This window comes from Thioalkalivibrio thiocyanodenitrificans ARhD 1, assembly GCF_000378965.1.
GTDB classification, from domain to species: domain Bacteria; phylum Pseudomonadota; class Gammaproteobacteria; order Ectothiorhodospirales; family Ectothiorhodospiraceae; genus Thioalkalivibrio_A; species Thioalkalivibrio_A thiocyanodenitrificans.
The window spans coordinates 1,660,396-1,681,628 of sequence record NZ_KB900536.1; the positions used below are offsets into that span (position 1 = coordinate 1,660,396).

At 63.6% G+C, this 21,233-nt stretch carries 19 protein-coding genes, 2 pseudogenes and 1 other annotated feature; of the genes and pseudogenes, 15 read left to right on the plus strand and 6 right to left on the minus strand.

The genetic code is table 11. The features are described 5' to 3' along the window. The first annotated feature begins 149 nt into the window (after nucleotides 1–149). A complete protein-coding gene (locus THITHI_RS0107760) occupies nucleotides 150–2,018 on the plus strand; it encodes a phosphoenolpyruvate carboxykinase (GTP) (RefSeq protein WP_026186162.1) in 1,869 nt (622 codons plus the stop codon). 45 nt (nucleotides 2,019–2,063) lie between these two features. Here THITHI_RS0107760 and THITHI_RS0107765 read toward each other — a convergent pair whose 3' ends face one another. Continuing rightward, a complete protein-coding gene (locus THITHI_RS0107765; protein ID WP_018232518.1) occupies nucleotides 2,064–2,360 on the minus strand; it encodes a TusE/DsrC/DsvC family sulfur relay protein in 297 nt (98 codons plus the stop codon). Nucleotides 2,361–2,600: 240 nt separating this feature from the next. On the opposite strand from THITHI_RS0107765, the gene THITHI_RS0107770 reads away from it, so the two are divergent. The 12 genes from THITHI_RS0107770 to THITHI_RS0107830 all read left to right on the plus strand — a co-directional run bounded on the left by THITHI_RS0107770 (nucleotide 2,601) and on the right by THITHI_RS0107830 (nucleotide 15,597). Beyond that, nucleotides 2,601–2,870, plus strand: coding sequence for a helix-turn-helix domain-containing protein (locus THITHI_RS0107770; protein WP_018232519.1), 270 nt, complete (start codon nucleotides 2,601–2,603; stop codon nucleotides 2,868–2,870). Between the two features lie 3 nt (nucleotides 2,871–2,873). After that, nucleotides 2,874–4,880 carry a hydrogenase 4 subunit B gene (gene hyfB, locus THITHI_RS0107775; RefSeq protein ID WP_018232520.1) on the plus strand — a complete coding sequence of 669 codons (2,007 nt, stop codon included), beginning with the start codon at nucleotides 2,874–2,876 and terminating at the stop codon, nucleotides 4,878–4,880. After that, nucleotides 4,877–5,830 (plus strand): respiratory chain complex I subunit 1 family protein, encoded by a 954-nt coding sequence (locus tag THITHI_RS0107780; protein WP_018232521.1) that lies wholly within the window; start codon nucleotides 4,877–4,879, stop codon nucleotides 5,828–5,830. Before hyfB ends, THITHI_RS0107780 begins: the two co-directional genes overlap by 4 nt. Next, entirely contained in the window at nucleotides 5,827–6,525 is a 699-nt protein-coding gene (locus THITHI_RS0107785) for a formate hydrogenlyase (protein WP_018232522.1), read from the plus strand. Before THITHI_RS0107780 ends, THITHI_RS0107785 begins: the two co-directional genes overlap by 4 nt. Continuing rightward, nucleotides 6,522–7,994 (plus strand): hydrogenase 4 subunit F, encoded by a 1,473-nt coding sequence (locus THITHI_RS0107790; protein ID WP_018232523.1) that lies wholly within the window; start codon nucleotides 6,522–6,524, stop codon nucleotides 7,992–7,994. The genes THITHI_RS0107785 and THITHI_RS0107790 overlap by 4 nt, the downstream gene beginning before the upstream one ends. Continuing rightward, entirely contained in the window at nucleotides 7,991–9,580 is a 1,590-nt protein-coding gene (locus THITHI_RS0107795; RefSeq protein WP_018232524.1) for a hydrogenase large subunit, read from the plus strand. The genes THITHI_RS0107790 and THITHI_RS0107795 overlap by 4 nt, the downstream gene beginning before the upstream one ends. 10 nt (nucleotides 9,581–9,590) lie before the next feature. Further along, the gene (locus THITHI_RS0107800; RefSeq protein WP_018232525.1) at nucleotides 9,591–10,106 is read left to right on the plus strand and encodes an NADH-quinone oxidoreductase subunit B family protein; all 516 of its coding nucleotides are present in this window, start codon (nucleotides 9,591–9,593) and stop codon (nucleotides 10,104–10,106) included. A gap of 281 nt (nucleotides 10,107–10,387) precedes the next feature. Continuing rightward, the gene (locus THITHI_RS18645) at nucleotides 10,388–10,723 is read left to right on the plus strand and encodes a PqqD family protein (RefSeq protein WP_018232526.1); all 336 of its coding nucleotides are present in this window, start codon (nucleotides 10,388–10,390) and stop codon (nucleotides 10,721–10,723) included. 137 nt (nucleotides 10,724–10,860) lie between these two features. Next, on the plus strand, nucleotides 10,861–11,199 hold the full coding sequence (locus THITHI_RS0107810) for a type I restriction modification system, restriction subunit (protein ID WP_026186164.1): 339 nt from the start codon (nucleotides 10,861–10,863) through the stop codon (nucleotides 11,197–11,199). Then, on the plus strand, nucleotides 11,193–13,577 hold the full coding sequence (locus THITHI_RS0107815) for a DNA/RNA helicase domain-containing protein (protein ID WP_018232527.1): 2,385 nt from the start codon (nucleotides 11,193–11,195) through the stop codon (nucleotides 13,575–13,577). Before THITHI_RS0107810 ends, THITHI_RS0107815 begins: the two co-directional genes overlap by 7 nt. A 367-nt stretch (nucleotides 13,578–13,944) precedes the next feature. After that, a complete protein-coding gene (locus THITHI_RS0107825) occupies nucleotides 13,945–14,805 on the plus strand; it encodes a nuclease-related domain-containing protein (RefSeq protein ID WP_018232528.1) in 861 nt (286 codons plus the stop codon). Nucleotides 14,806–14,898: 93 nt separating this feature from the next. Further along, a complete protein-coding gene (locus THITHI_RS0107830; protein ID WP_018232529.1) occupies nucleotides 14,899–15,597 on the plus strand; it encodes a GIY-YIG nuclease family protein in 699 nt (232 codons plus the stop codon). A 137-nt stretch (nucleotides 15,598–15,734) separates the two neighbouring features. Here the strand turns inward: THITHI_RS0107830 and THITHI_RS20775 are convergent. Continuing rightward, nucleotides 15,735–16,055 (minus strand): annotated as a pseudogene (locus THITHI_RS20775) (IS3 family transposase); the annotation flags it as partial. 57 nt (nucleotides 16,056–16,112) lie between these two features. Between THITHI_RS20775 and THITHI_RS0107845 the strand changes: the two are divergent. Continuing rightward, nucleotides 16,113–17,341 (plus strand): IS3 family transposase gene (locus THITHI_RS0107845; protein WP_156820441.1). Its coding sequence is split into 2 segments (ribosomal slippage): nucleotides 16,113–16,392 and nucleotides 16,392–17,341, totalling 1,230 coding nucleotides; the frame shifts between segments, so codons are not numbered across the junction. Then, nucleotides 16,391–16,507: a sequence feature (AL1L pseudoknot), on the plus strand. Its footprint overlaps the gene before it by 117 nt. 39 nt (nucleotides 17,342–17,380) lie before the next feature. On the opposite strand, the pseudogene THITHI_RS18650 reads toward THITHI_RS0107845, so the two are convergent. Beyond that, a pseudogene (locus THITHI_RS18650) lies at nucleotides 17,381–17,920 on the minus strand (IS3 family transposase); the annotation flags it as partial. Continuing rightward, nucleotides 17,917–18,225: a transposase gene (locus tag THITHI_RS0107855; RefSeq protein WP_018231894.1), complete on the minus strand. Its 309-nt coding sequence runs from the start codon at nucleotides 18,223–18,225 to the stop codon at nucleotides 17,917–17,919. The gene THITHI_RS0107855 and the pseudogene THITHI_RS18650, both read right to left, overlap by 4 nt. 164 nt (nucleotides 18,226–18,389) lie before the next feature. Here THITHI_RS0107855 and THITHI_RS0107860 point away from each other — a divergent pair, with 164 nt between their 5' ends. Further along, nucleotides 18,390–19,343, plus strand: coding sequence for a DUF4268 domain-containing protein (locus THITHI_RS0107860; protein ID WP_198005586.1), 954 nt, complete (start codon nucleotides 18,390–18,392; stop codon nucleotides 19,341–19,343). Between the two features lie 127 nt (nucleotides 19,344–19,470). Here THITHI_RS0107860 and THITHI_RS0107865 read toward each other — a convergent pair whose 3' ends face one another. Both THITHI_RS0107865 and THITHI_RS0107870 read right to left on the minus strand, forming a co-directional pair. Next, the gene (locus THITHI_RS0107865; RefSeq protein ID WP_018232533.1) at nucleotides 19,471–20,598 is read right to left on the minus strand and encodes a helix-turn-helix domain-containing protein; all 1,128 of its coding nucleotides are present in this window, start codon (nucleotides 20,596–20,598) and stop codon (nucleotides 19,471–19,473) included. Beyond that, entirely contained in the window at nucleotides 20,591–20,920 is a 330-nt protein-coding gene (locus THITHI_RS0107870; RefSeq protein ID WP_018232534.1) for a type II toxin-antitoxin system RelE/ParE family toxin, read from the minus strand. The genes THITHI_RS0107865 and THITHI_RS0107870 overlap by 8 nt, the downstream gene beginning before the upstream one ends. Nucleotides 20,921–21,233 lie beyond the last annotated feature (313 nt).

Sequence of the window (21,233 nt, forward strand, 5' to 3'; positions counted from 1 at the left end):
CGCCCCGGCCTTCAATTCACGTAAGCTGTCCGCAACGCCGCGCAGTCATCGCAGAATCTGCCACGGACGACATTTTCCACCGGTGCCCGCCCGGGGTTCAGTGAGGAACGGTCCGCCATCGAATGCAGCACCGAGGGGGTACGAGCGCGATGACAACAAGGCATGACGGTGCCAGCCGCACCAGCCACCGCCAATTGCTGCAATGGGTCGAGGAGATGGCCCGTCTGTGCAGGCCGGAACGCATCTACTGGTGCGACGGCAGCCGGGAGGAATGCGACCGGCTTTGCGAGGACATGGTGCAGAGCGGCACCTTCATCCGCCTGAATCCCGACAAGCGGCCCAACAGCTACCTGGCCCGATCCCATCCCAGCGACGTCGCCCGGGTCGAGGACCGCACCTTCATCTGCTCACGTCGCGAAGAGGACGCCGGCCCCACCAACAACTGGATGGACCCGGAGCAGATGCGCACGCGGCTCAATGAGCTGTTCGACGGCTGCATGGCCGGGCGCACCATGTACGTCATCCCCTTCAGCATGGGCCCCATCGGATCGCCCATCGCCCACATCGGGGTTGAGATCAGCGACTCCCCCTACGTGGCGGTCAACCAGCGCATCATGACCCGCATGGGCCAGGCCGCACTGGACGCCCTGGGCGAGGACGGGCACTTCGTGCCGTGCATGCACAGCGTCGGCGCGCCGCTCGCGCCCGGCGAGCGGGACGTGCCCTGGCCCTGCGCCGGGAACATCGAGGACAAGTACATCTGCCACTTCCCGGAGACCCGGGAGATCTGGTCCTACGGCAGCGGCTATGGAGGCAACGCCCTGCTGGGCAAAAAATGCTTCGCCCTGCGCATCGCCTCGGTGATGGGCCGTGACGAAGGCTGGCTGGCCGAGCACATGCTGATCCTGGGCGCCGAATCGCCGGAAGGCCGCAAGCATTACATCGCCGCCGCCTTCCCCAGCGCCTGCGGCAAGACCAACTTCGCCATGCTCATTCCGCCGCCCGCCTTCAAGGGCTGGAAGATCACCACCGTGGGCGACGACATCGCGTGGATCAAGCCCAACCCCGAGGACGGCAGGTTCTACGGCATCAATCCGGAGAACGGCTTCTTCGGGGTTGCACCAGGCACCAACGCCAACTCGAACCCCAACGCCATGGCCTCCCTCGACGCCAACGTCATTTTCACAAACACGGCACTCACAGATGACGGCGACGTCTGGTGGGAGGGGCTTACCGAGGAACCGCCGGAGCACCTGATCGACTGGCAGGGCCGCGACTGGACACCGGGCTGCGGACGCCCGGCCGCACATCCCAACTCGCGCTTCACCGCACCCATCAGCCAGTGTCCGTCCGTGGATCCCCACTGGGAGGACCCGAAGGGCGTGCCCATCGACGCCTTCCTGTTCGGCGGCCGTGTAAGCAACAACTTCCCGCTGGTGTTCCAGAGCTACAACTGGGAGCACGGGGTCTACCTGGCGGCGACCATGGGCTCCGAGGCCACCGCCGCCGCCATCGGCCAGAACGGCATGCGGCGTGATCCCATGGCCATGCTGCCCTTCTGCGGGTACAACATGGCGGACTACTGGAAGCACTGGCTGCGCATCGGCCGCCGGCACGTGGCCACCCCGCCGCTGATCTTCCGGGTCAACTGGTTTCGCAAAGACAGCCACGGGCGCTTCGTCTGGCCCGGCTTCCGTGAAAACATGCGCGTGCTGAAATGGATCATCGAGCGCTGCGAGGGACGCGGCGCGGCGGTGGAGAGCCCGCTCGGCTGGCTGCCCGGCTGGCACGACCTCTCCTGGGACGGCATCGACTTCGAGCGCGACGACTTCATCACGATCATGAACATCGACAAGGAACGCGCCCGGCTGGAGACCGTCGATCAGGAAGAATTGTTCACCCGCTTCGGTGACCATCTGCCCCGGGAAATGGAGCTGGAACGCGAACTGCAGCTCGCGCGCCTGTACCACTCCCCGGGCATCTGGGACCTCTCCCGCGCGAGCGCGACCCGGGACTGAGCCGGCGCGGCCGGGGCGTGCACGCCCCCGGTGCGCCGGAGCGAATCAGACGCAGCCCGTGGGCTTGGGCAGACCGCCGTACTTGGTGATCGGCTTCATCGGGCCGGTCATCCACATCTTGAACAGTGCCTTCTGGTCCTCGTCGATGTACTTGGCGAACTTGCGGATCGACGGCACCACGCCGGACTCCTCGTAGAAATCGCGCGCCTTCAGGATATGGGACCACTGGGCCTCATCGAGCGCAACGCCGTCGACCTCGGCCATGGCGCGCCCGATCTCCGGTGTCCAGGCGTCGCGGTCCACCAGATAACCATCACCGTCACGCTGCGGAATCTCCATCATCAATCTCCTGCTGTCAGTTCATGTTCCGAGGCCGGCCGGCCTCGGTGAGGGGCGAAACCCTACAATAACCTATAAATTTAGTCAACTATTGCCGGCAGCAGACGGAGACATCAGCCTGTCGGATCGGCCGCTGTGCCAGGGCCGGGAATCCGGACTCCTAAGAAGTATAATATTGCATTAATGATACCTGGAATCTAATATCTGATATCTGAAACGTCATTTTATAGGGAGAGTCCGTCCATGATCACGGCGGGACAGATGCGCGCCGCCCGGGCGCTGCTCGGGATCGACCAGAACCGGCTGGCAGAACTGGCCGGGTTGTCCCTGCCCACCATCCAGCGCATGGAGAGCGGCTCCGGCACCGTGCGCGCCAACGTCAATTCGCTGATGAAGGTGGTCGAGGCCCTGGACCGCGCGGGCATCGACCTGATCGGCGAAGGCGCCGTGAGCACCGGGGGCGGGCGCGGGGTCCGGCTCAAGGCGCCCCCGGACACGGACACGGGCGCCTGAACCGTGGCCGGTACCCTCCTGCTTGCCCTGTCCGCCGTGGGACTCGCCCTGCTGTCGGCGCTGATCGCCTGTTTCACGGTGCGGGAACCCCGCCTGCTGCGCCTCGCCGCCATGCCGGTCTTCGGGGTGGCCGGGCTCGCGGCGGCGGCGGCCGGCCTGACGGCCCTGTGGCAGGGCGACACGCTCACGGCCGTGCTCCCGCTGGGCCTGCCGTGGCTGCCCTGGCAGATACGGCTGGATGCCCTGTCCGGTTTCCTGCTGGTGGTGATCGGCGTGGTGACCTTCGCCGTGGGCCTCTACGGTCCCGGGTACGTGCGCGGCCTGGAGCAGGGGCGCGAGTCCCTCCCCGCCCTGGGCGGATTCGGCGGGCTCTTCCTGGCGGGGATGCTGCTGGTGGTGCTCGCCGACGACGCCTTCATGTTCATGGTGTCGTGGGAGGTGATGTCACTGGCGTCGTACTTTCTCGTGGCCTTCCACCACGATCATGCCGCCAACCGGCGCGCCGCGTTCCTGTACCTGCTGATGGCCCACGTGGGCGCCCTCGCCATCCTGCTGGGCTACGGCGTGCTGGCGTCCTTTGGCGGAGGCTTCGGATTCGACGCCATGCGCGGGGCGGAACTCTCCTTCGGCTGGGCCAGCATCGCCTTCGTCCTGGCCTTCATCGGCTTCGGCATGAAGGCGGGCCTCGTGCCCCTGCACGCCTGGCTGCCGGAGGCGCATCCGGCGGCGCCCTCCCACATCTCGGCGCTCATGTCCGGCGTCATGCTCAAGGTGGCCGTGTACGGCTTCATCCGTTTCGTCTTCGACCTGGTGGGCGAATTCCACTGGCAATGGGGCGTGGCGGTGCTGATGGCAGGCAGCGTGACCGCGCTCATGGGCGTGCTCTATGCCCTCATGCAGCAGGACCTCAAGCGCCTGCTGGCCTACTCCTCGGTGGAGAACATCGGCATCATCTTCATCGCCCTGGGCCTGTCCATCCTGTACCTGTCCACGGGGCACACGACCCTGGGCGTCCTGGCGCTGATCGCGGCGCTGTATCACACCATCAACCACGCGCTGTTCAAGGGGCTGCTGTTTCTCGGCGCCGGCGCGATCCTGCACAGTGCACACGAACGCAACCTGGAACAGATGGGCGGCCTGCTGCGCCGCATGCCATGGACCGGCCTGTTCTTCCTGGTCGGCTGCATGTCCATCGCGGCGCTGCCGCTGTTCAACGGCTTCGTCTCCGAGTGGCTCACCTTCCAGTCCGCGCTTCAGGCCTGGCAGCTGGAGAGCGGCGTGCTGCGCAGCCTCGTGCCCGTCGCGGCGGCCACGCTGGCGCTCACCGCGGCGCTGGGCGCGGCCCTGTTCGTGAAGGTCTACGGCGTGGCCTTCCTCGGTCAGGCCCGCAGCCGCCACGTGCGCCGCGCCCGCCGACCGCCTCTCGGCATGCGCGCCGCCCAGGGGATGCTCGCCGCGCTGTGCCTGGCCTTCGGCCTGATGCCCACCATGGTGGTGGCGACCCTGCAGACGATTCCGTTGCAACTCCTCGGCGCGGGCATCCCCGAGGCCACCGCCCAGGGCTGGCTATGGCTGACACCCGTCGGCGCCGAGACCGCCAGCTACAACGCGCCGCTGGTGGCGGCTCTGCTGGCCGTCATGGCCGCCGTGGCGATCTGGGTGTGGGGCCGCGGCGCCGTACGCCGCGTGCGGCCCGGCGATCCCTGGGACTGCGGCTTCGCGCCGCCGAGTGCCCGCATGCAGTACACGGCCGCCGCCTTCTCCCAACCCGTACGCCGGGTGTTCGGCCTGCTGTTTCACGTCGATGAATCCGTCGGGGTGCGGGAAGACGGCTCGCTGCGCCACCGGCTGGAGGTCCGCGACCGGCTCTGGGATCTCCTCTACGCCCCGGTGGCCCGGACGGTGGAGTCGGCCGCGCGGCGCGTGGTGCGCCTGCAGTCGGGCAGCGTGCGCATCTACCTGGGCTGGACCTTGATGACCCTGCTGGTGCTCCTGTGGCTCATCTCATGACCGCATCGCCCTGGGCGCTCGCTGTCCTGCAGGCGATGCTGTACGCGCTGCTGGCGCCGCTGCTGGTGGGCTGCATCCGCAGGATGAAGGCGCTGCTTCAGAACCGGCGCGGCGCCTCCGTGCTGCAGCCCTACCGGGACCTCTACAAGCTGATGGGCAAGGAGGCCCGGGTCGCGCATACCGCCTCCCCTCTTTTCCGGGCGGCGCCCTACGTGGTCTTCTCCGCCACCTGGCTGGCGGCGGCCAGCGTACCCCTGCTCGCGGTCCAACTGCCCACCGCGATGCTCGCCGACCTCATCGTGCTGGTGGGGCTGCTGGCCATGGCCCGGTTCTTCCTCGCCCTGGCCGGGATGGACACGGGCACTGCGTTCGGCGGCATGGGCGCCTCCCGGGAGATGCTCGTCTCCGCGCTGGCGGAACCGGCCATGCTGCTGGCGGTGTTCACCCTGGCCATGACCGCCCACAGCACCAACCTCTCCAGCATCATCGATTCGCAACTGGCCGCCGGGCTGGTGCTGCGCCCGTCGTTCCTGTTCGCCCTGGGCGCCCTGATGCTCGTGGCCGTTGCCGAGACCGGCCGCATCCCCGTGGACAATCCGGCCACCCACCTGGAACTGACCATGATTCACGAGGCCATGATCCTGGAGTATTCGGGCCGGCATCTGGCGCTCATGGAATGGGCCGCCCAGATCAAGCTGATGCTCTACGGCGTGCTGATCGTCAACGTGTTCCTGCCCTGGGGCATTGCGCAGGACTTCGCCCCCGAGGCGCTGCTGGCCGGACTGGGAGCGGTGCTGCTGAAACTGCTCGCGCTGGCGGCGCTGCTGGCGGTCGCCGAGACGGTGCTGGCCAAGATGCGCCTGTTCCGGGTGCCCGCCTTCCTGAACCTTGCCCTGCTGCTCGGCCTGCTCGGCCTGCTCAGCCACGTGATCCTGGAGGTCGGCACATGATCCTGTCCGATCTTCCACTGCTGCAGCAGCTGGTGCTGGTGCTCGCGGCCCTGATCCTGTTCAGCTCGTTCGTGCTGCTGGAACAGTCGCGGCTGGTGTCCGCCATTCACGTGTTCGCCTGGCAGGGCGCGCTGGTGGCGTTGGTGACCGCCGTGGTGGCCTTCGCCGACCAGCGCCCCCACCTCTATTACTCCGCCCTGCTGACCCTCTCGCTCAAGGCGCTGCTGATCCCGTGGATGCTGCACCGCCTGGCGCGCCGCCTGGAACTGGAGCGCCACGTGGAATCCCTGCGCCGCCCGGCGCTGGTGATCATGGCGGCCGTTGCGCTGGTGATCTTCAGCTACTGGCTGGTCCTGCCGCTGGTGCAGCAGGAGCTGACCTTCACCCGCAACATCGTCGCCATCAGCCTGGCGTGCGTGCTCATCGGGCTGCTGATGATGGCGACCCGGCCCCAGGCCGTCCTGCAGGTGCTCGGCTTCATGGCCATGGAGAACGGGCTGTTCCTGGCCGCCGTGTCGGCCACCGGCGGCATGCCCCTGGTGGTGGAACTGGGCGTGGCCTTCGACGTGCTGGTGGCCATGGTGCTGTTCGGCGTGTTCTTCCTGCACATCCGAGAGAGCATCGATTCTCTGGACGTGGACCGTCTCAACCGGTTGACGGAAGCAGAGACCGAGGCGGAGGAGGAACTACGGTGACCGCGCTGCTGCTGACCGTGTTCATCCCGCTCGCCGGCGCTGCGATCCTGGCCCTGCTGCGTGCGCTGGCGGTGGCCGGCTGGGTCAACGTGGCCGTCTCCACGCTGAGCTTCGCGGCTTCCGCCTGGCTTGCCTGGTCGGTGGCGACCGGCGGAGAGATCGCCGGCAACGGCTTCCACGTGGACGCCTTCAACGTCTACCTGGTAACGCTCACCGCCTTCGTCGGCCTGACCACGTCGATCTTCTCGCGGCCCTACATGCGCCATGTCTGCGATACCGGCCGCACCGGCGAGCGCGGCATGCGCGTGTATCACGCCATGTACCAGATGTTCATGTTCACCATGCTGCTGGCGCTCACCACGGACAACCTGGGCATCCTGTGGGTCGCCGTGGAGGGCGCCACCCTGAGCACCGTGCTGCTGGTGTCCCTGTATCGCACGCCGGAAGCGGTGGAGGCGGCCTGGAAATACTTCATCCTCTGCGGCGTGGGCCTTGCACTGGCGCTGTTCGGCACCGTACTCACCTACTTTGCCGCGCAGCATGTCCTGCCCGATCCGCACGCGGGACTGACCTGGAGCGTCCTGTATGCCCATGCCGGGGCGCTCGAGCCGGGCGTCATGGGCCTCGCCTTCGTCTTCATCCTGGTGGGCTACGGCACCAAGGTGGGGCTCGTGCCGCTGCACCAATGGCTGCCGGATGCACACTCCGAGGGCCCCACGCCCATGTCCGCGGTACTCTCCGGGCTGCTGCTGAACGTGGCCCTGTACGCCGTGATCCGCGTCAAGATGCTGGTGGACGGCTCGCTGGCGGACACCGCCACGCCGCACATGGCCGGTTACCTGCTCATGGGCTTCGGCATGCTCTCGTTCATGGTGGCCGCCCTGTTTCTGCACCGCCAGCGCGACATCAAGCGCATGTTCAGCTACTCGTCCATCGAGCACATGGGGCTGATCACCTTCGCCTTCGGCCTGGGCGGTCCGCTGGCCACCTTCGGCGCCCTGTTGCACATGCTGGTGCACTCGCTCACCAAGTCGGCCATCTTCGTCACCGTGGGCCACGCCGCGCACATCGCCGGCACCCAGAACATCGACCACATCCGCGGCCTGATCCGCACCCAGCCGGCGGTGGGCTGGTCGCTGCTGATCGGCGTGGCGGCCATCGCCGGCTTCCCGCCGTTCGGCGTGTTCACCAGCGAGTTCCTGCTGCTCACCGCCACCATGCAGTCCCGGCCCTGGCTGACGGTGGCGCTGCTCACCGGCCTGGTGGTGGCCTTCGCGGGCCTGTTCCGTCACGTGCACCCCATGGTCTACGGAGTCGCGCCCGAGGGGCAGAAACCGGTTCAGGCCAACATGCTGCCGGTGATGCTGCACCTCGCGCTGGTGCTGTGGCTGGGGCTGTCGATCCCCGGATTCCTGGCCGTCTGGCTGGACCGGGCCACGGAACTGATCACGGGGGTTCAGTTGCTATGAGCCGTCTCGACTGGCTGTCCGGATACCTCGCGCGCCTGGCGGACAGGGGCGCGGCGCCCCGGCTCGAACCCGTGCAGACGCTGGGGCCGCGGGTGCGGCGGGTGACGCTCCCGCCTTCGGACTGGGGCACGGCCGCCGAGGTCGCCGCCGCCCTCGGCTGGCGCTGGGCCGGGGTCTGGGGTGATCCCTTCCCCGAAACCTGCGTGGTGCGCGCCTGCCTGCAGGCCCCCGAGGGCTTCGTGGTGCTGGAGACCGAAACCGCGCTCGAGGACGCATCCCTCGCCTCCCACACGCGCTACTACCAGGGCGCCAACCGGCTGGAACGTCATCTCCGGGATCTGATCGGCGTGGGCTTCCATGGCCACCCCCAGGATCACCGCTGGACCCGCCACCAGGCCTGGGGCGAGGACGAGCACCCCCTGCGCACGGATTTCCCCGTGGCCGGACGGAACCCGAAACGCGCCCCGGCCGATACCGGGTATCCCTTCGTCCGGGTCCAGGGCGGCGCCGTGTACGAGATCCCGGTGGGCCCCATTCACGCCGGCATCATTGAGCCCGGCCACTTCCGCTTCCAGGCGGTGGGCGAGGAGATCCTGCGCCTGGAGGAACGGCTGGGCTACCTGCACAAGGGCATCGAGAAGATCGCCGTGGGCCGCGCACCGGAGGATCTGGCACGGCTTGCGGGTCGCGTCTCCGGGGACACCACGGTGGGCCACGCCTGGGCCGCCTGCCAGGCCATGGAGCGGGCGGCGCACTGCGCCGTGCCGCCGCGCGCCCTGCATCTGCGCGCCCTGCTCGCCGAGCGCGAGCGCATCGCCAATCACCTGGGCGACATCGGCGCCATCTGCAACGACGTCGGCTTCAGTTTCCCGCACATGCAGTGCAGCGGCCTGCGCGAGCAGTGGCAGCGCCGCAACCGGGCGCTGTTCGGACACCGGCTGCTGATGGACACGGTGACACCGGGCGGCATCGCGCGCGACCTCCCCGCCGGGGCCGTGTCCACCCTGAGCGGGGATCACCGCACCCTGCGCGAGGCGCTGGCGCCCGTCTTCGACATCGTCGGGGACCACCCGTCGCTGGACGACCGGCTGCTCTCCGCCGGCATCCTCAGCCAAAGTGATGCCCGCATGCTCGGCTGCACCGGATTCGTGGGCAAGGCCAGCGGACAGGATCTCGACCTGCGCCGGGACCACCCGTATCCCCCGTACGACCGGCTGGACGTGAACGTGCCCGCGCTGGACCAGGGAGACATCGCCGCCCGGGTGCAGGTCCGCATGCAGGAGGTGCGCATCAGCCTCGACCTGATGGACCGCCTGCTCGACACCCTGCCGGACGGAGAAGTGTCCGCCGCGCTGCCGGAACCGCCCGCCGGGGCCGACGGCCTCGGCCTCGTGGAAGGCTGGCGCGGCGACATCCTCTGCTACCTGCGCTTCGGTGCGGACGGACGCATCGCCCGGTACTTCCCGCGCGATCCGAGCTGGTTCCAGTGGCCGGCGCTGGAACGGCTCATCCACGGCAACATCGTCCCGGACTTCCCGGTGTGCAACAAATCGGTCAACGGCTCCTACTCGGGCCACGATCTCTGAGGGAGGCCCCATGCTGCGCATACTCCGCCAGATCACCCGCACCGGCACGCTCACGGAACCCGCGCCATCGACCGACGATGCCGCCCTCGAAGCGGCCGGGATCGAGCTGCGCCGAACCCTGGAGGCCCGCTTTCGCGGCAGCCTGGCCATCCGCCAGGTGGATGCCGGTTCCTGCAACGGCTGTGAACTGGAGATCCACGCGCTGGGCAATCCCTACTACGACCTGGAGCGCTTCGGCGTGCACTTCGTGGCCTCGCCGCGCCACGCCGACGTCCTGCTGGTCACCGGCCCCGTGTCCCGTCACATGGAGACCGCCCTGCGCCGTGCCTGGCGCGCCACGCCCTCCCCCAAGCGGGTGATCGCCGCCGGAGACTGCGCCTGCACCGGCGGCATCTTCGGCGAGTCCTACGCGAGCTGCGGCGCGGTGGAAAACGTCATCCCCGTGGACCTGCGCATCCCCGGCTGCCCGCCCGCCCCGCTGGAACTCCTGCGCGGCCTCCTGGCGCTGGCCGGGCGTGAGGCGTGAGGCGTGAGGCGTGAGGCGTGAGGCGTGAGGCGTGAGGCGTGAGGCGTGAGGCAAGGGAGCATAGCGCCTGATTGGCGAAGGAAACGGGCGCGCGAATCCCGAAGGCGGTTTCGTCCCGGAGAAGAACAGCATCAAGCGCATTGACCACAGGTGACCGCATCGGGCGGTGTCCACCCGATCAGCCTGCATGTCTCACCCCCCGTTCAGTTCCGGTTCATCGGACAGGCTCATGCTGAACACATCCTGCGGCGACCCATGCAAGCCGAGCCGATGTGAAAGCCATGAGCAGAGACAACATCCAACCCGTGGCGCAGGCGCCGACACCCCTGCCCCGCGACCTCCCGTTCCGCCGCAATCCGGCGCTGGAGATCCACCGGATCAAGTGGAGCCTCCTGCTCGTTGATCCCGCCACCGGGGCAACGCGCTTGCTCGACCCGCTCGCGGCCGGCGTCTGGTACCTGCTGAAGGATCCCACCACGCTGGCGGAGGCAATCACCACGCTGCGGCAGATGGTCCCGGATCAGGATCAAGCCCGAGTGAACGCCGAGATCGAGCAACTCTTCCGCGAACTCCAGGCCGAGAACATGATTCTGCCCGAGCACCGGAAGGCCGGTTAAGGCGCCCCCGGAGCAGTACAAGAGCAACCAGCCGACCGCCAGGGTACGCTTCCCCGCCCGTCTCCCCGCCCCTCCGGCCATCCCGCCGATCTGTGATACCTTTCTCACCGAAGGGAGATCAGGGCGCCGGGACAGAAATGACACCACAACCGGAACAAGACGCACGCAGGGAGATCGACCGGCTGCTCACCGCTGCCGGCTGGGCCGTGCAGGACGCCGACCAGGCCAGCATCCACGCCGCCCGGGGCGTGGCCATCCGCGAGTTCCCGCTGCCCGGCCACGGCTTCGCCGATTACCTGCTCTACATCGACGGCCAGGCCGCCGGGGTCATCGAGGCCAAGAGGGCAGGCACGACTCTGAGCGGCGTCGAGATCCAGGCCGAGCGCTACACCAAAGGCCTCGCCTCCCCTGAGACATCTAAATCTTCCTTCACCTCCGGATTTCTCCTCGTGCGGCCGGGAGTGATTCCATGCTGATCTATACCGCCAACAAGGACCAGTTCATCCGGGACGTTCTGCGCAACGAGATCGACGATCGCATACTGGCCAACATGCGGGCTCGCGGCCTGGGCGGCGTATCTCCAGCAGAACTCGCCGCATGGCGAAACTCCATGCAGTTCATGAAGAATATTCTCGACGTCCGGGACGTGCCGGACGATGCGGGGGTGGCCATCGAGTACGTCATTCCGCAAACAGGAAAGCGAATCGACTTCATACTGACCGGGCAGACCACCGAGGGTCAGGACACGGCCCTCATCGTGGAACTCAAGCAGTGGGAGACCGTTGAGGAAACCCAAAAGGACGGAATCGTAAGGACCTTCCTCGGAGGCAGCCGAAGGGAGGTGCCACACCCCTCCTATCAGGCCTGGACCTACGCGGCACTCTTGAATGACTTCAACGAGGCGGTAGAGGTCCATCGTATCAACCTGAAAGCCTGCGCATATCTTCATAACTGCGTCTCGGATGCAGTGAATTCGGACTTCTACCAAGACCACCTCGAGCGCGCCCCGGCCTTCCTGAAGAAGGACGCGGAGAGATTGCGAAGCTTCATCCGTCATCATGTTAGAAAAGGCGACCACAACCGCATCATCTACACCATCGAGAACGGGCGGATCCGACCTTCGAAGTCCCTTGCGGATCATCTGGCTTCCCTGCTCAAGGGGGCTCGAGAGTTCCTGATGATCGACGACCAGAAGCTGGTATATGAGAGCGCGCTGGAAGTCGCCGCAATCGGCCAGTCAGGACGAAAGCAGGTCCTGATCGTGGAAGGGGGACCCGGAACAGGGAAATCCGTCGTGGCGATCAATTTGCTCGTGGAACTGATCCAAAGAGGGCTAATTGCCCATTACGTCACCAGGAACGCCGCGCCGCGGGCTGTCTATGAGACCAAACTCACAGGACATTTTCGGCGCAGCCACATCGGCAACCTCTTCAAGGGTTCAGGTGCCTACCACGACGCACCAGCCAATTCCCTTGACGTACTGATCGTCGACGAGGCACACCGGCTCAATGAGCGTTCTGGGATGTTTCAGAACCTCGGAATAAACCAGGTCATGGAGATCATCCGGTCATCAAAGACAAGCATCTTCTTCCTCGACGAGGATCAAAGGGTTACCTGGAAAGACATCGGCTCACGACAGGAGATCGAGCACTGGGCCCGCTCCGAGGACGCCACCGTACATCGGGCGGTGCTCCGCTCGCAGTTCCGCTGCAATGGTTCAGACGGTTATCTCGCATGGCTGGATCAGGTGCTGCAAATCCGTGACACAGCCAACCCGGATCTCAACGACCTGGGCTATGCGGTGGAGGTCGTCGACTCCCCCACCGAGTTGCACGACCGCATCCGCTCCCTGAACAAGTCACCCAATCGAGCCCGCCTCGTGGCGGGATACTGCTGGGACTGGATCAGCAAGAAGGATCCGAAAAGGCTCGATATCCAATTCCCGGAACACCGCTTCGCAATGCGCTGGAATCTGGACAAGGATGGCCCCCTCTGGATCATGCAACCGAACTCCGTCAATGAGATCGGCTGCATTCACACATGCCAGGGTCTGGAACTCGACTACGTGGGTGTCATCGTCGGACCAGACCTGGTCGCAAGGAACGGTCGGCTGATTTCGCAGCCTAAGGAGCGATCCCGCATGGATTATTCCATCAAGGGATATAAGACTGCGCGGAAGAAGAACGCTATCGAGGCGGACGCCAAGGCAACGGCAATCATCAAGAACACTTACCGCACACTCATGAGCCGGGGCACGAAGGGCTGTCTGATCTGGAGCTGCGACGCGGAAACCAACGAGTACTTCAAGGACCTGCTGAAACGACCTGACCAGCCGCCGATCAACTTGCAGCAGGAAGCGGCCAACATCCCCTTTCGGATCGTTCCTGAGGGCGAAGTACAGCCGTTCGTCAACGCTGTGCCGCTTTTCGACTTCCATGCCGCCGCTGGCGACTTCAGCGAACATCAGAGCGTCTCAGACTGGCAGTGGGTTGAGTTGCCGGGCTATATCTCCCCGTCCCCCGGGATGTTCGTGCTGCAGGTAATAGGGGAATCCATGAACCGGCGCGTGCCGCATGGCTCATGGTGCCTTTTTGAAGCGCCGCACGGAGGCACCCGACAGGGCAAAACCGTCCTGGTACAGCATCGCGACATCCAGGACCCCGACACCGGAGCGACCTTCACCATAAAGCGTTATGAGAGCAGCAAGCATTCTGACCCCGACACCGAATGGCAGCACAACCAGATCATCCTGCATCCCGACTCATACGACGCGGGCTATCAACCGATTGTGCTCAAAGGCGATTCCGTCAATGAGCTCCGGGTAGTTGGAGTTCTTAAGGCGGTGTTGCAATAGAACTGGGATCCGCAAGGAGCCACTTAGATGAAGGGATGCATAGGAGGAGCAAGAGGACGGAGGGCTGTCCCAGGCGATCTCGCCTAGCGCGACAACCAGCCTAGGCATGTTCTTGCTCCGGGACGAATCCCTCTCCGACTCCGACAACCTGCCCGCCCGGAGGTCATCGCCCAGGAGATCGTGGAGGATCTGGAGGCAGCGCTGGAGCAGTTTCGGGAGATTCCGGGGGATCTGAGTGCGGACAACGAAACAGCCAACGTGTAGGTCGGGCTTCAGCCCGACGCTCTGGCGGCGGATCGAGCTCCGGTTATCGGCCTGAATGAATCGCCAGGAGCGATTCATCGCGCAAACCCCAAGGGGGAGGCGCATGGACGCGCCGAACAAGACCGACCTGCGGACAATGCGACTCCGACAGTGGAATGCCAAAAGGGATGTCAAGATGACTACACCTACAAAATCACCTATTACGGACAAACCTCTGCGCGTACCCGGGCAGTCGCTTGAAGAGGAACAAAGAAAGCTGTACGAAGACAAGCTCGAGACTCCGTTACTGCTTGCCTCGTGCTTCCTCATGTTCGCGGGCATGGAATGGCTGCGCTATTACGTGGGGTTTCCCCCACGTCCAATTCTCTTCACGTCTGTCGCCCTTCTGCTAATTGCTTTCTTTGTATGGCGACTACTCCGACTACTTCCACAGTATCGTGCCCTGAGGCAGGGCGTCGAGGGGGAGCGAGCCGTCGGACAGTTCCTGGAGAGGTTACGGGAGAAGGGATACCACGTCTTCCATGATCTGATCGGCAGCGGCTTCAACGTAGACCATGTGCTGATCGGTCCTGCCGGAATCTTCACGGTCGAAACCAAGACCAGGAGCAAGCCGCTTCGGGGCGAGCCGCTGATCAAGTTCGATGGAAACCAGCTCACCATCATGGGCCGGGAACCCGACCGCAATCCCATCGTTCAAGCTCGCGCGCAGGCAGCCTGGCTCAAAAGCCTGCTGGTTGAAAGCACCGGGCGTCCTTTGAATGTCTTTCCGGTAGTGGTTTATCCCGGATGGTTCATCGAGCAGAGCGCGGGCAGCCTACGCAGCATCTGGGTCCTTGAACCGAAGGCCCTGCCGAAGTTTCTCGAGAATGAGCCCAACCGCCTGACACCGGAAGACGTGAGGCTCGCCAGCTATCATCTATCCCGCTTTATCCGGGCCAATGAACGCGATCGCAGCGCACGATGATGGGGTGGCATCAATGACCCCCGTTCACTGCGATCTACAGCTCCGGCCGTCCCATTCTTGGTGCAACGATTGTCTAGAGAGCGTGGAGGATCCATGAAGGCCGACGCATTGATCTCAGAGCTGAAGAGGAAGTTCTCCATTTCAACAGACAGGGAATTGGCCTCGCGGCTCGGCATGACGGCCATCCAGATCGGCAACTGGAAGCGCAGAAAGAAGGCATTGACACCAAGACAAGTGGCCAATGCCATAGAAAAGGCCTCCCATGCGGCGGTAACCAAGGCGCATCGGAGCATGATCCGCCCCATCGTCGAGTTCTTTCCTCTAGATGCGACGGAATCAAGAGCTGGCGTAAAGTATGAACTCTTTCCGACAACGGTGGATGGGAAGCCTTCCTACCAGCAACTTCGTAATGCTCTGGCCGACGCCAACGGGATCTACATCTTCTACGATACCCGTGGACGGGCGATTTATGCGGGAAAGGCGAAACAGCAGTCTCTATGGCGAGAGATGAAGAGCGCGTTCAATCGCGCCCGCGACACTCAGACCGTCTATCGAGTAAGACACCCCACCTCCGGGAGGAAGTTCGTTGCCGCACATGAGAAACCTCGCCAACCTCTCAGAACCCAGCTCAAGTTGAACGACCTTGCGGCCTATGTAAGCGCGTACGAGGTCGACCCTGGAATGATCAATGACCTTGAGGCACTGCTTGTAAGGGGCTTCGCGAACGACCTCCTCAACGCCAGGATGGAGCGGTTCGCCGGGTCACGACCGAGGAAGAAGGGGGGCGCGTAGGTTGGGGTGAGCATCGCGAACCCCAACAGAAAATTCACTTTACGCGTATTGGGGTTCACATAACTCACCCCAACCTACGTTCACTGACAACCTCTCCGCCCGGGAGCACATGAGCTTCCCCCAATAAAACGGACGGTTTAATTGCTCGCGTATCGTGCTTCGTATTCTACCGGCGCCAGGTAGCGTAACGAAGCATGCCGTCGTTGCCGGTTGTAGAACACCTCGATGTACTCAAAGAGGCTTTGCTTGGCTTCTGCCCGGGTCTTGTAGTCCTCGTGGTGCACCAGTTCGTTCTTCAGGGAACCGAAGAAGCTTTCGGCCACCGCGTTGTCGAGGCACTCGCCCTTGCGGCTCATGCTGCAGCGCAGGCCGTTCTCGCGTAACTGCTGCCGGTACGTCGTCGAGGCATAGGTGCTGCCCTGATCGGAGTGGACGATGAGGTTGTCGACCTTTTTTCGACGCCACTGAACCGCCCCGGGTATCGCGGAGGCTCCAACTCTTGAGAGAATGGAGCCATGAACAAGTCAAACAAGTTTTCACCTGAGGTCCGTGAGCGGGCGGTGCGGATGGTCCAGGAGCACCGTGGGGAGTACCCGTCGCTGTGGGCGGTTGTGGAGTCGATAGCCCCAAAGATCGGCTGCGTGCCACAGACGCTGCTGGAGTGGGTCAGGCGAGCGGAGATTGATGCGGGTGCGCGGCCAGGCATGACCACGGCCGAGACGCAGCGCATCAAGGACCTGGAGCGCGAGAACAAGGAGTTACGGCGCGCCAATGAGATCCTGCGTACCGCCAGCGCTTTTTTCGCGCAGGCGGAGCTCGACCGCAAACTGAAGTCGTAAACGCCTACATCGATCAGCACCGGGACGCCTATGGGGTCGAGCCGATCTGCAAAGTGTTGCAGGTTGCCCCATCGGCCTACCGGCGCCATGCGGCCCGGCGGCGCAATCCGGATCTGCGCAGTGCCCGGGCCAAGCGCGATGAGCGGCTGGTTCCACACATTGAGCGTGTCTGGGAGGCCAACCTCCAGGTCTACGGCGCCGACAAGGTCTGGAAGCAACTCAACCGCGAAGGTGTTTCCGTGGCGCGCTGTAGCGTGGAGCGGCTCATGCGCCGCCTGGGCTTGCAGGGGGCACGCCGTGGCAAGACGGTTCGCACCACCGTGGCGGACCGATCGGCGCCATGTCCGTTGGATCGGGTTAATCGGCAGTTCCAGGCCGAGCGCCCCAACCAGCTCTGGGTGTCGGACTTCACCTACGTTTCGACCTGGCAGGGATGGCTGTACGTGGCCTTCGTTGTCGACGTCTTCGCACGGCGCATCGTGGGATGGCGCGTCAGCTGCACCATGACCACGGACTTCGTGCTCGATGCCCTGGAGCAGGCGCTCTACGCTCGGCAGCCCGAGCATAACGATGCCCTGATCCATCACTCCGACCGCGGGTCGCAATACGTCAGCATTCGCTACACGGAGCGACTTTCCGAAGCCGGTATCGAGCCGTCGGTCGGCAGCCGTGGCGACAGCTACGACAATGCCTTGGCCGAGACCATCAACGGCCTGTACAAGGCGGAACTGATCCATCGCCGCGGCCCCTGGAGGTCCAGGGAGTCGGTGGAGCTGGCGACGCTGGAATGGGTGTCCTGGTTCAATCATCAGAGGTTGATGGAGCCCTTGGGGTATATTCCGCCGGTGGAAGCTGAGGCAAACTACTATCGGCAACTCGCCAGTCAGGCCGTAATGGCGGCTTGACTTAAACCAACCAGCCTCCGCAATTCCCGGGGCGGTTCACCACAGCGCCATAGTCAGGGCCTGCTGCACCAGTTCGGTATCGTTGCGGTTGCCCATGGCCCAGCCGATCACCTGACGGGAGAAGAGGTCCAGGAGCACGGCGAGGTAGAGCCAGCCCTCGCGGGTGGGGATGAAGGTGGTATCAGAAACCCAGGCAGTGTCCGGCTGGTCGACGGTAAATCGTCGCTGTAGCAGATCGGGTGCGGGCTGCAGGGTGTTCTTCGAATCCGTGGTGATGACGAACTTGCGGGCCATCCGGGACTTGATGTCCGCCGCCTTCATCAGGCGAGCCACCCGGTTAACACCACAGGCCGCGCCTTCGGCGACCAGGTCTTTGTGGATCTTCGGCGAGCCGTAGTTTTGCCGGGAACGTTGATGATAGTAGGCGATCTTCGCGGTGAGTCGTTTGCTTTCCTGGGTCCGCGGGCTCTCGGGCCGATCCAGCCAGTCGTGGTACCCGCTACGGGAGACCCCCAGTACCGCGCACAGCCGTGAGAAGGTGTGTTGATGACGGTGTTCCCGGATGAAGGCGTACTTCACTTGGACTCCCGAGCAAAGTACGCCGCGGCTTTTTTTAGGATTTCATTCTCCTCCTTGAGCCGCTTGTTCTCCTGGCGAAGCGTGGCCATCTCGCTCTGGCCTTCTTTCCTGGGCCGGCCCCGTTTGCTTGAAGCCACCTTGCCTTTCTGACTCATCTGTTCCTTCCATTTGTAGAGCTGGTTGCGTCGGATGCCGAGCTGCCGGGCTACTTCACTGGCCGGCCTGTCGGATTCCTCCAGCAAGCGCAGGGCTTCGAGCTTAAAGGCTTCGGGATAGGTTTTATAGGGCTTGCGTTTGACGGTCATGGGACACTCCTTGGGGAGACGCTCGTCTCCGATTAAAAGTGTCCGCTAAACTGGGGGAGGTTCAACATGACCCAAGACGAAGATGTGGATCAGGGAGGAGGGCTGGAGAGATGTCGAAGGATTGCTCGAGGTCTGACCTTCGGAAATGCTTGGGAGGCATGATTATGGCTACGGAACTGGGACGCTTGGAGAAAGTCGACCTTCGCGAAGTCTGGAGGACTGAGGGTAGTGACTTCACGCCCTGGCTGGCTCAGGAGCAGAACATCACCCTTCTGGGAGAGACCATCGGCATCGACCTGGAAGTGGAAGCTCAGGAGAAGAATGTCGGGCCATTCCGGGCCGACATTCTCTGCAAGGACACCCTCACAGAAAACTGGGTCTTGATTGAGAATCAACTTGAGCGCACCGACCACTCACATCTCGGACAGCTCCTGACATACGCAGCCGGGCTGAACGCTGTGACGATCGTCTGGATTGCCGAGCGATTCACAGACGAACATCGGGCAGCGCTGGATTGGCTGAACGAGATTACAGACGGTCGATTCAATTTCTTTGGGCTCGAGGTGGAGTTATGGCGCATCGGCGATTCACCCCTGGCCCCGAAATTCAATATCGCCTCTAAGCCAAACGACTGGACCAATACAGTTGGCCGAGCGACTGCACAGCTTCAGACCGATGACCTGAGTGACACAAAGCAATTGCAGCTAGAGTACTGGACAGCGTTCCGTGATTTTGTGTCCGGGCAGCGGACCACTCTTCGTTCACAGAAACCCTCGCCCCAGCATTGGACGAGTTTCGCGATTGGCAGATCCCATTTTCACTTATCAGCGCTCACAAATACTTCAGAAAAGAAGATCACGGTTAACCTAGTGCTTTCAGGCCCCAATGCCGGGCCGCACTTTCAGGCGCTTTTTGCGCAACGCGAAGCAGTCGAAGCAGATATGGGTTGTTCTCTGGATTGGCGTGAAAATCCAGGAAAGAAACAGTGCGGAATCAGACGTCAATCGGACTTTGACCCTGCTGATCGCAGTTCGTGGTCCGTTCAACACAAGTGGCTTCTCGATACACTTGAACAATTCACGAAGGTGTTTGGGGACCGCATCAAGGCAATCGGATGAGGCGTGTAAGACCTTGGAATCAGGCCTTGGCTTTTGGCCACCTGCACATGGGACCGTACGGGGGTCGGGGTCAGGTCTCGCATGGCAACAGCCCCACCGGGCCGGCTATGTCGCGCGCGGCGCACCCTCATTCATCCCCGGCCCCCTTGAACCGGAGGCCTTCCTTCAACGCGTTCAACTGTGTGGCATATGGCATGAGACCATCATGCTGCAACCGACCCACTACGATGCCGGGATGAACGCCGATCTTCCGGGCAAACGCATTGATGGCCGCCCTACTGGACAAACTGGGCAGATCAGGGGCGTATTCAGGAGGGATCAGCCAATCCCCGGCCCATACATTGGCCTCGTGCTCGGCGGGATCGTCCGCATGCCCGTCGTTGGGATCGTCCAGAAATACGGACTTCTTTGCTTCCCTGGTGGATGCGTGCAGGAGGATGTGCGCCGCTTCATGGAAGAAGGTGAACCAGAACCTGTCGTTGGTCTTGCCGTAGAGGGATAGCTGGATCAGTGGGCGGGTCGGGGCCAGCCAGCGGGCCACACCACTGACATGGGCCCGCGGAATAGCCGGGACGAGCACGAACGCCACTCCGGCCTCCTGCAACAGCGTACGCATGCGAGGCTCAAATACCTCGGGGGGCTCGCAAGTCAGCTCCCGGATACTCACGAGCGCCTTCTGGAACCTGGACTTGTCGTAACGGGGGCCGTCAAGGACTGCCGCCTGCTCCTCCCCCATACGCAGCCAGGCCGAGATGGCGCCGACATCACTTTGTTCCGTGCGGCTTCGCCGGTATGACACATGCATTCCCGCATAGATATCGCGCCACTCTTCCGGCGTGGCTACACCGAAGAAGCGAAGACAGGCTTCCACAATGCCGGGTTTGTTCCTGGCATCGACGCGGCGCTTCGGGATAGCCCCGGCCGACATCATCTCCTTGACCGGCAGCTCCTCCAGCCACTCCACCCAGCCGGCATGGGACCGTGCGGCCTCCAGGCGGGCGCAATGCTCCCGGTACTTGGCCTCCCGAGCGAGCCAGAAACCAGCGTTGCCACCGAGCACCCGCTCAAGGCGCATAGCGGCATCCTCACTTAATGGGACCTTGCCCTTGATGAGCTGGTTGACGTGCTTTGGGCTGTAGCCCAGACGGGCGGACAGTTCGGATTGGGTCCAGCCCCGCTCATCAAGGAGGTCGACGATGGTCTCGCCAGGGGGGGAGACCCAGTCTGGCGCAAAGGGAGCGCTTGCCTCAGTCATGATAGTCTCCGATGAATTCGATACAGATGATGGTGACCCGTGACCAATCGATGCCACCGGCGATATTTTGTGGGCAAGGATTGTGGGCTGGGCGAAACACCAACCGGGATCCTCCGTCCAGATTCAGGGCGAACTGCCCCTTCCTGTCTCCCTTGAGCGGATGCGGATTGCCCGCAACCAGGTCCGTGACGGCGGCAGCGGCTTCGAGGTCAGCGAGCCTTGCCCGAAGCTTTCGCGCGCAGACCGCCCCGAGCTTCTTCTCAGCGACGGCCCGCTTTTCACACAAGTCCCGAATCCTCTTGTCCTTGAAGAGGATCTCCAAAAGCGTCTCCTGATTTTACAAAAATTTACCAAACAGGTAAATATTTAATGTCCTGTGGCGCATACTACCTCATCACCATCGTTTCACGAAAGGGCCTTGGGGAGACCGGAGACCGGAGACCGGGGTCGGACAGCGGTCGCAGAAAGTCGCAGAAAGTGGACATCCATCATCTTTAGCGCCCAGGACGCAGACACTGAGGGGAGCAACTCTCACGGCAAAGAACCAAACCCCTAGGAAAATCCGGACAAGAATAATTCGCAATATGTGGCGATATAATGCATCATATAGGCATTATCTCGTCACAAATGGCGAC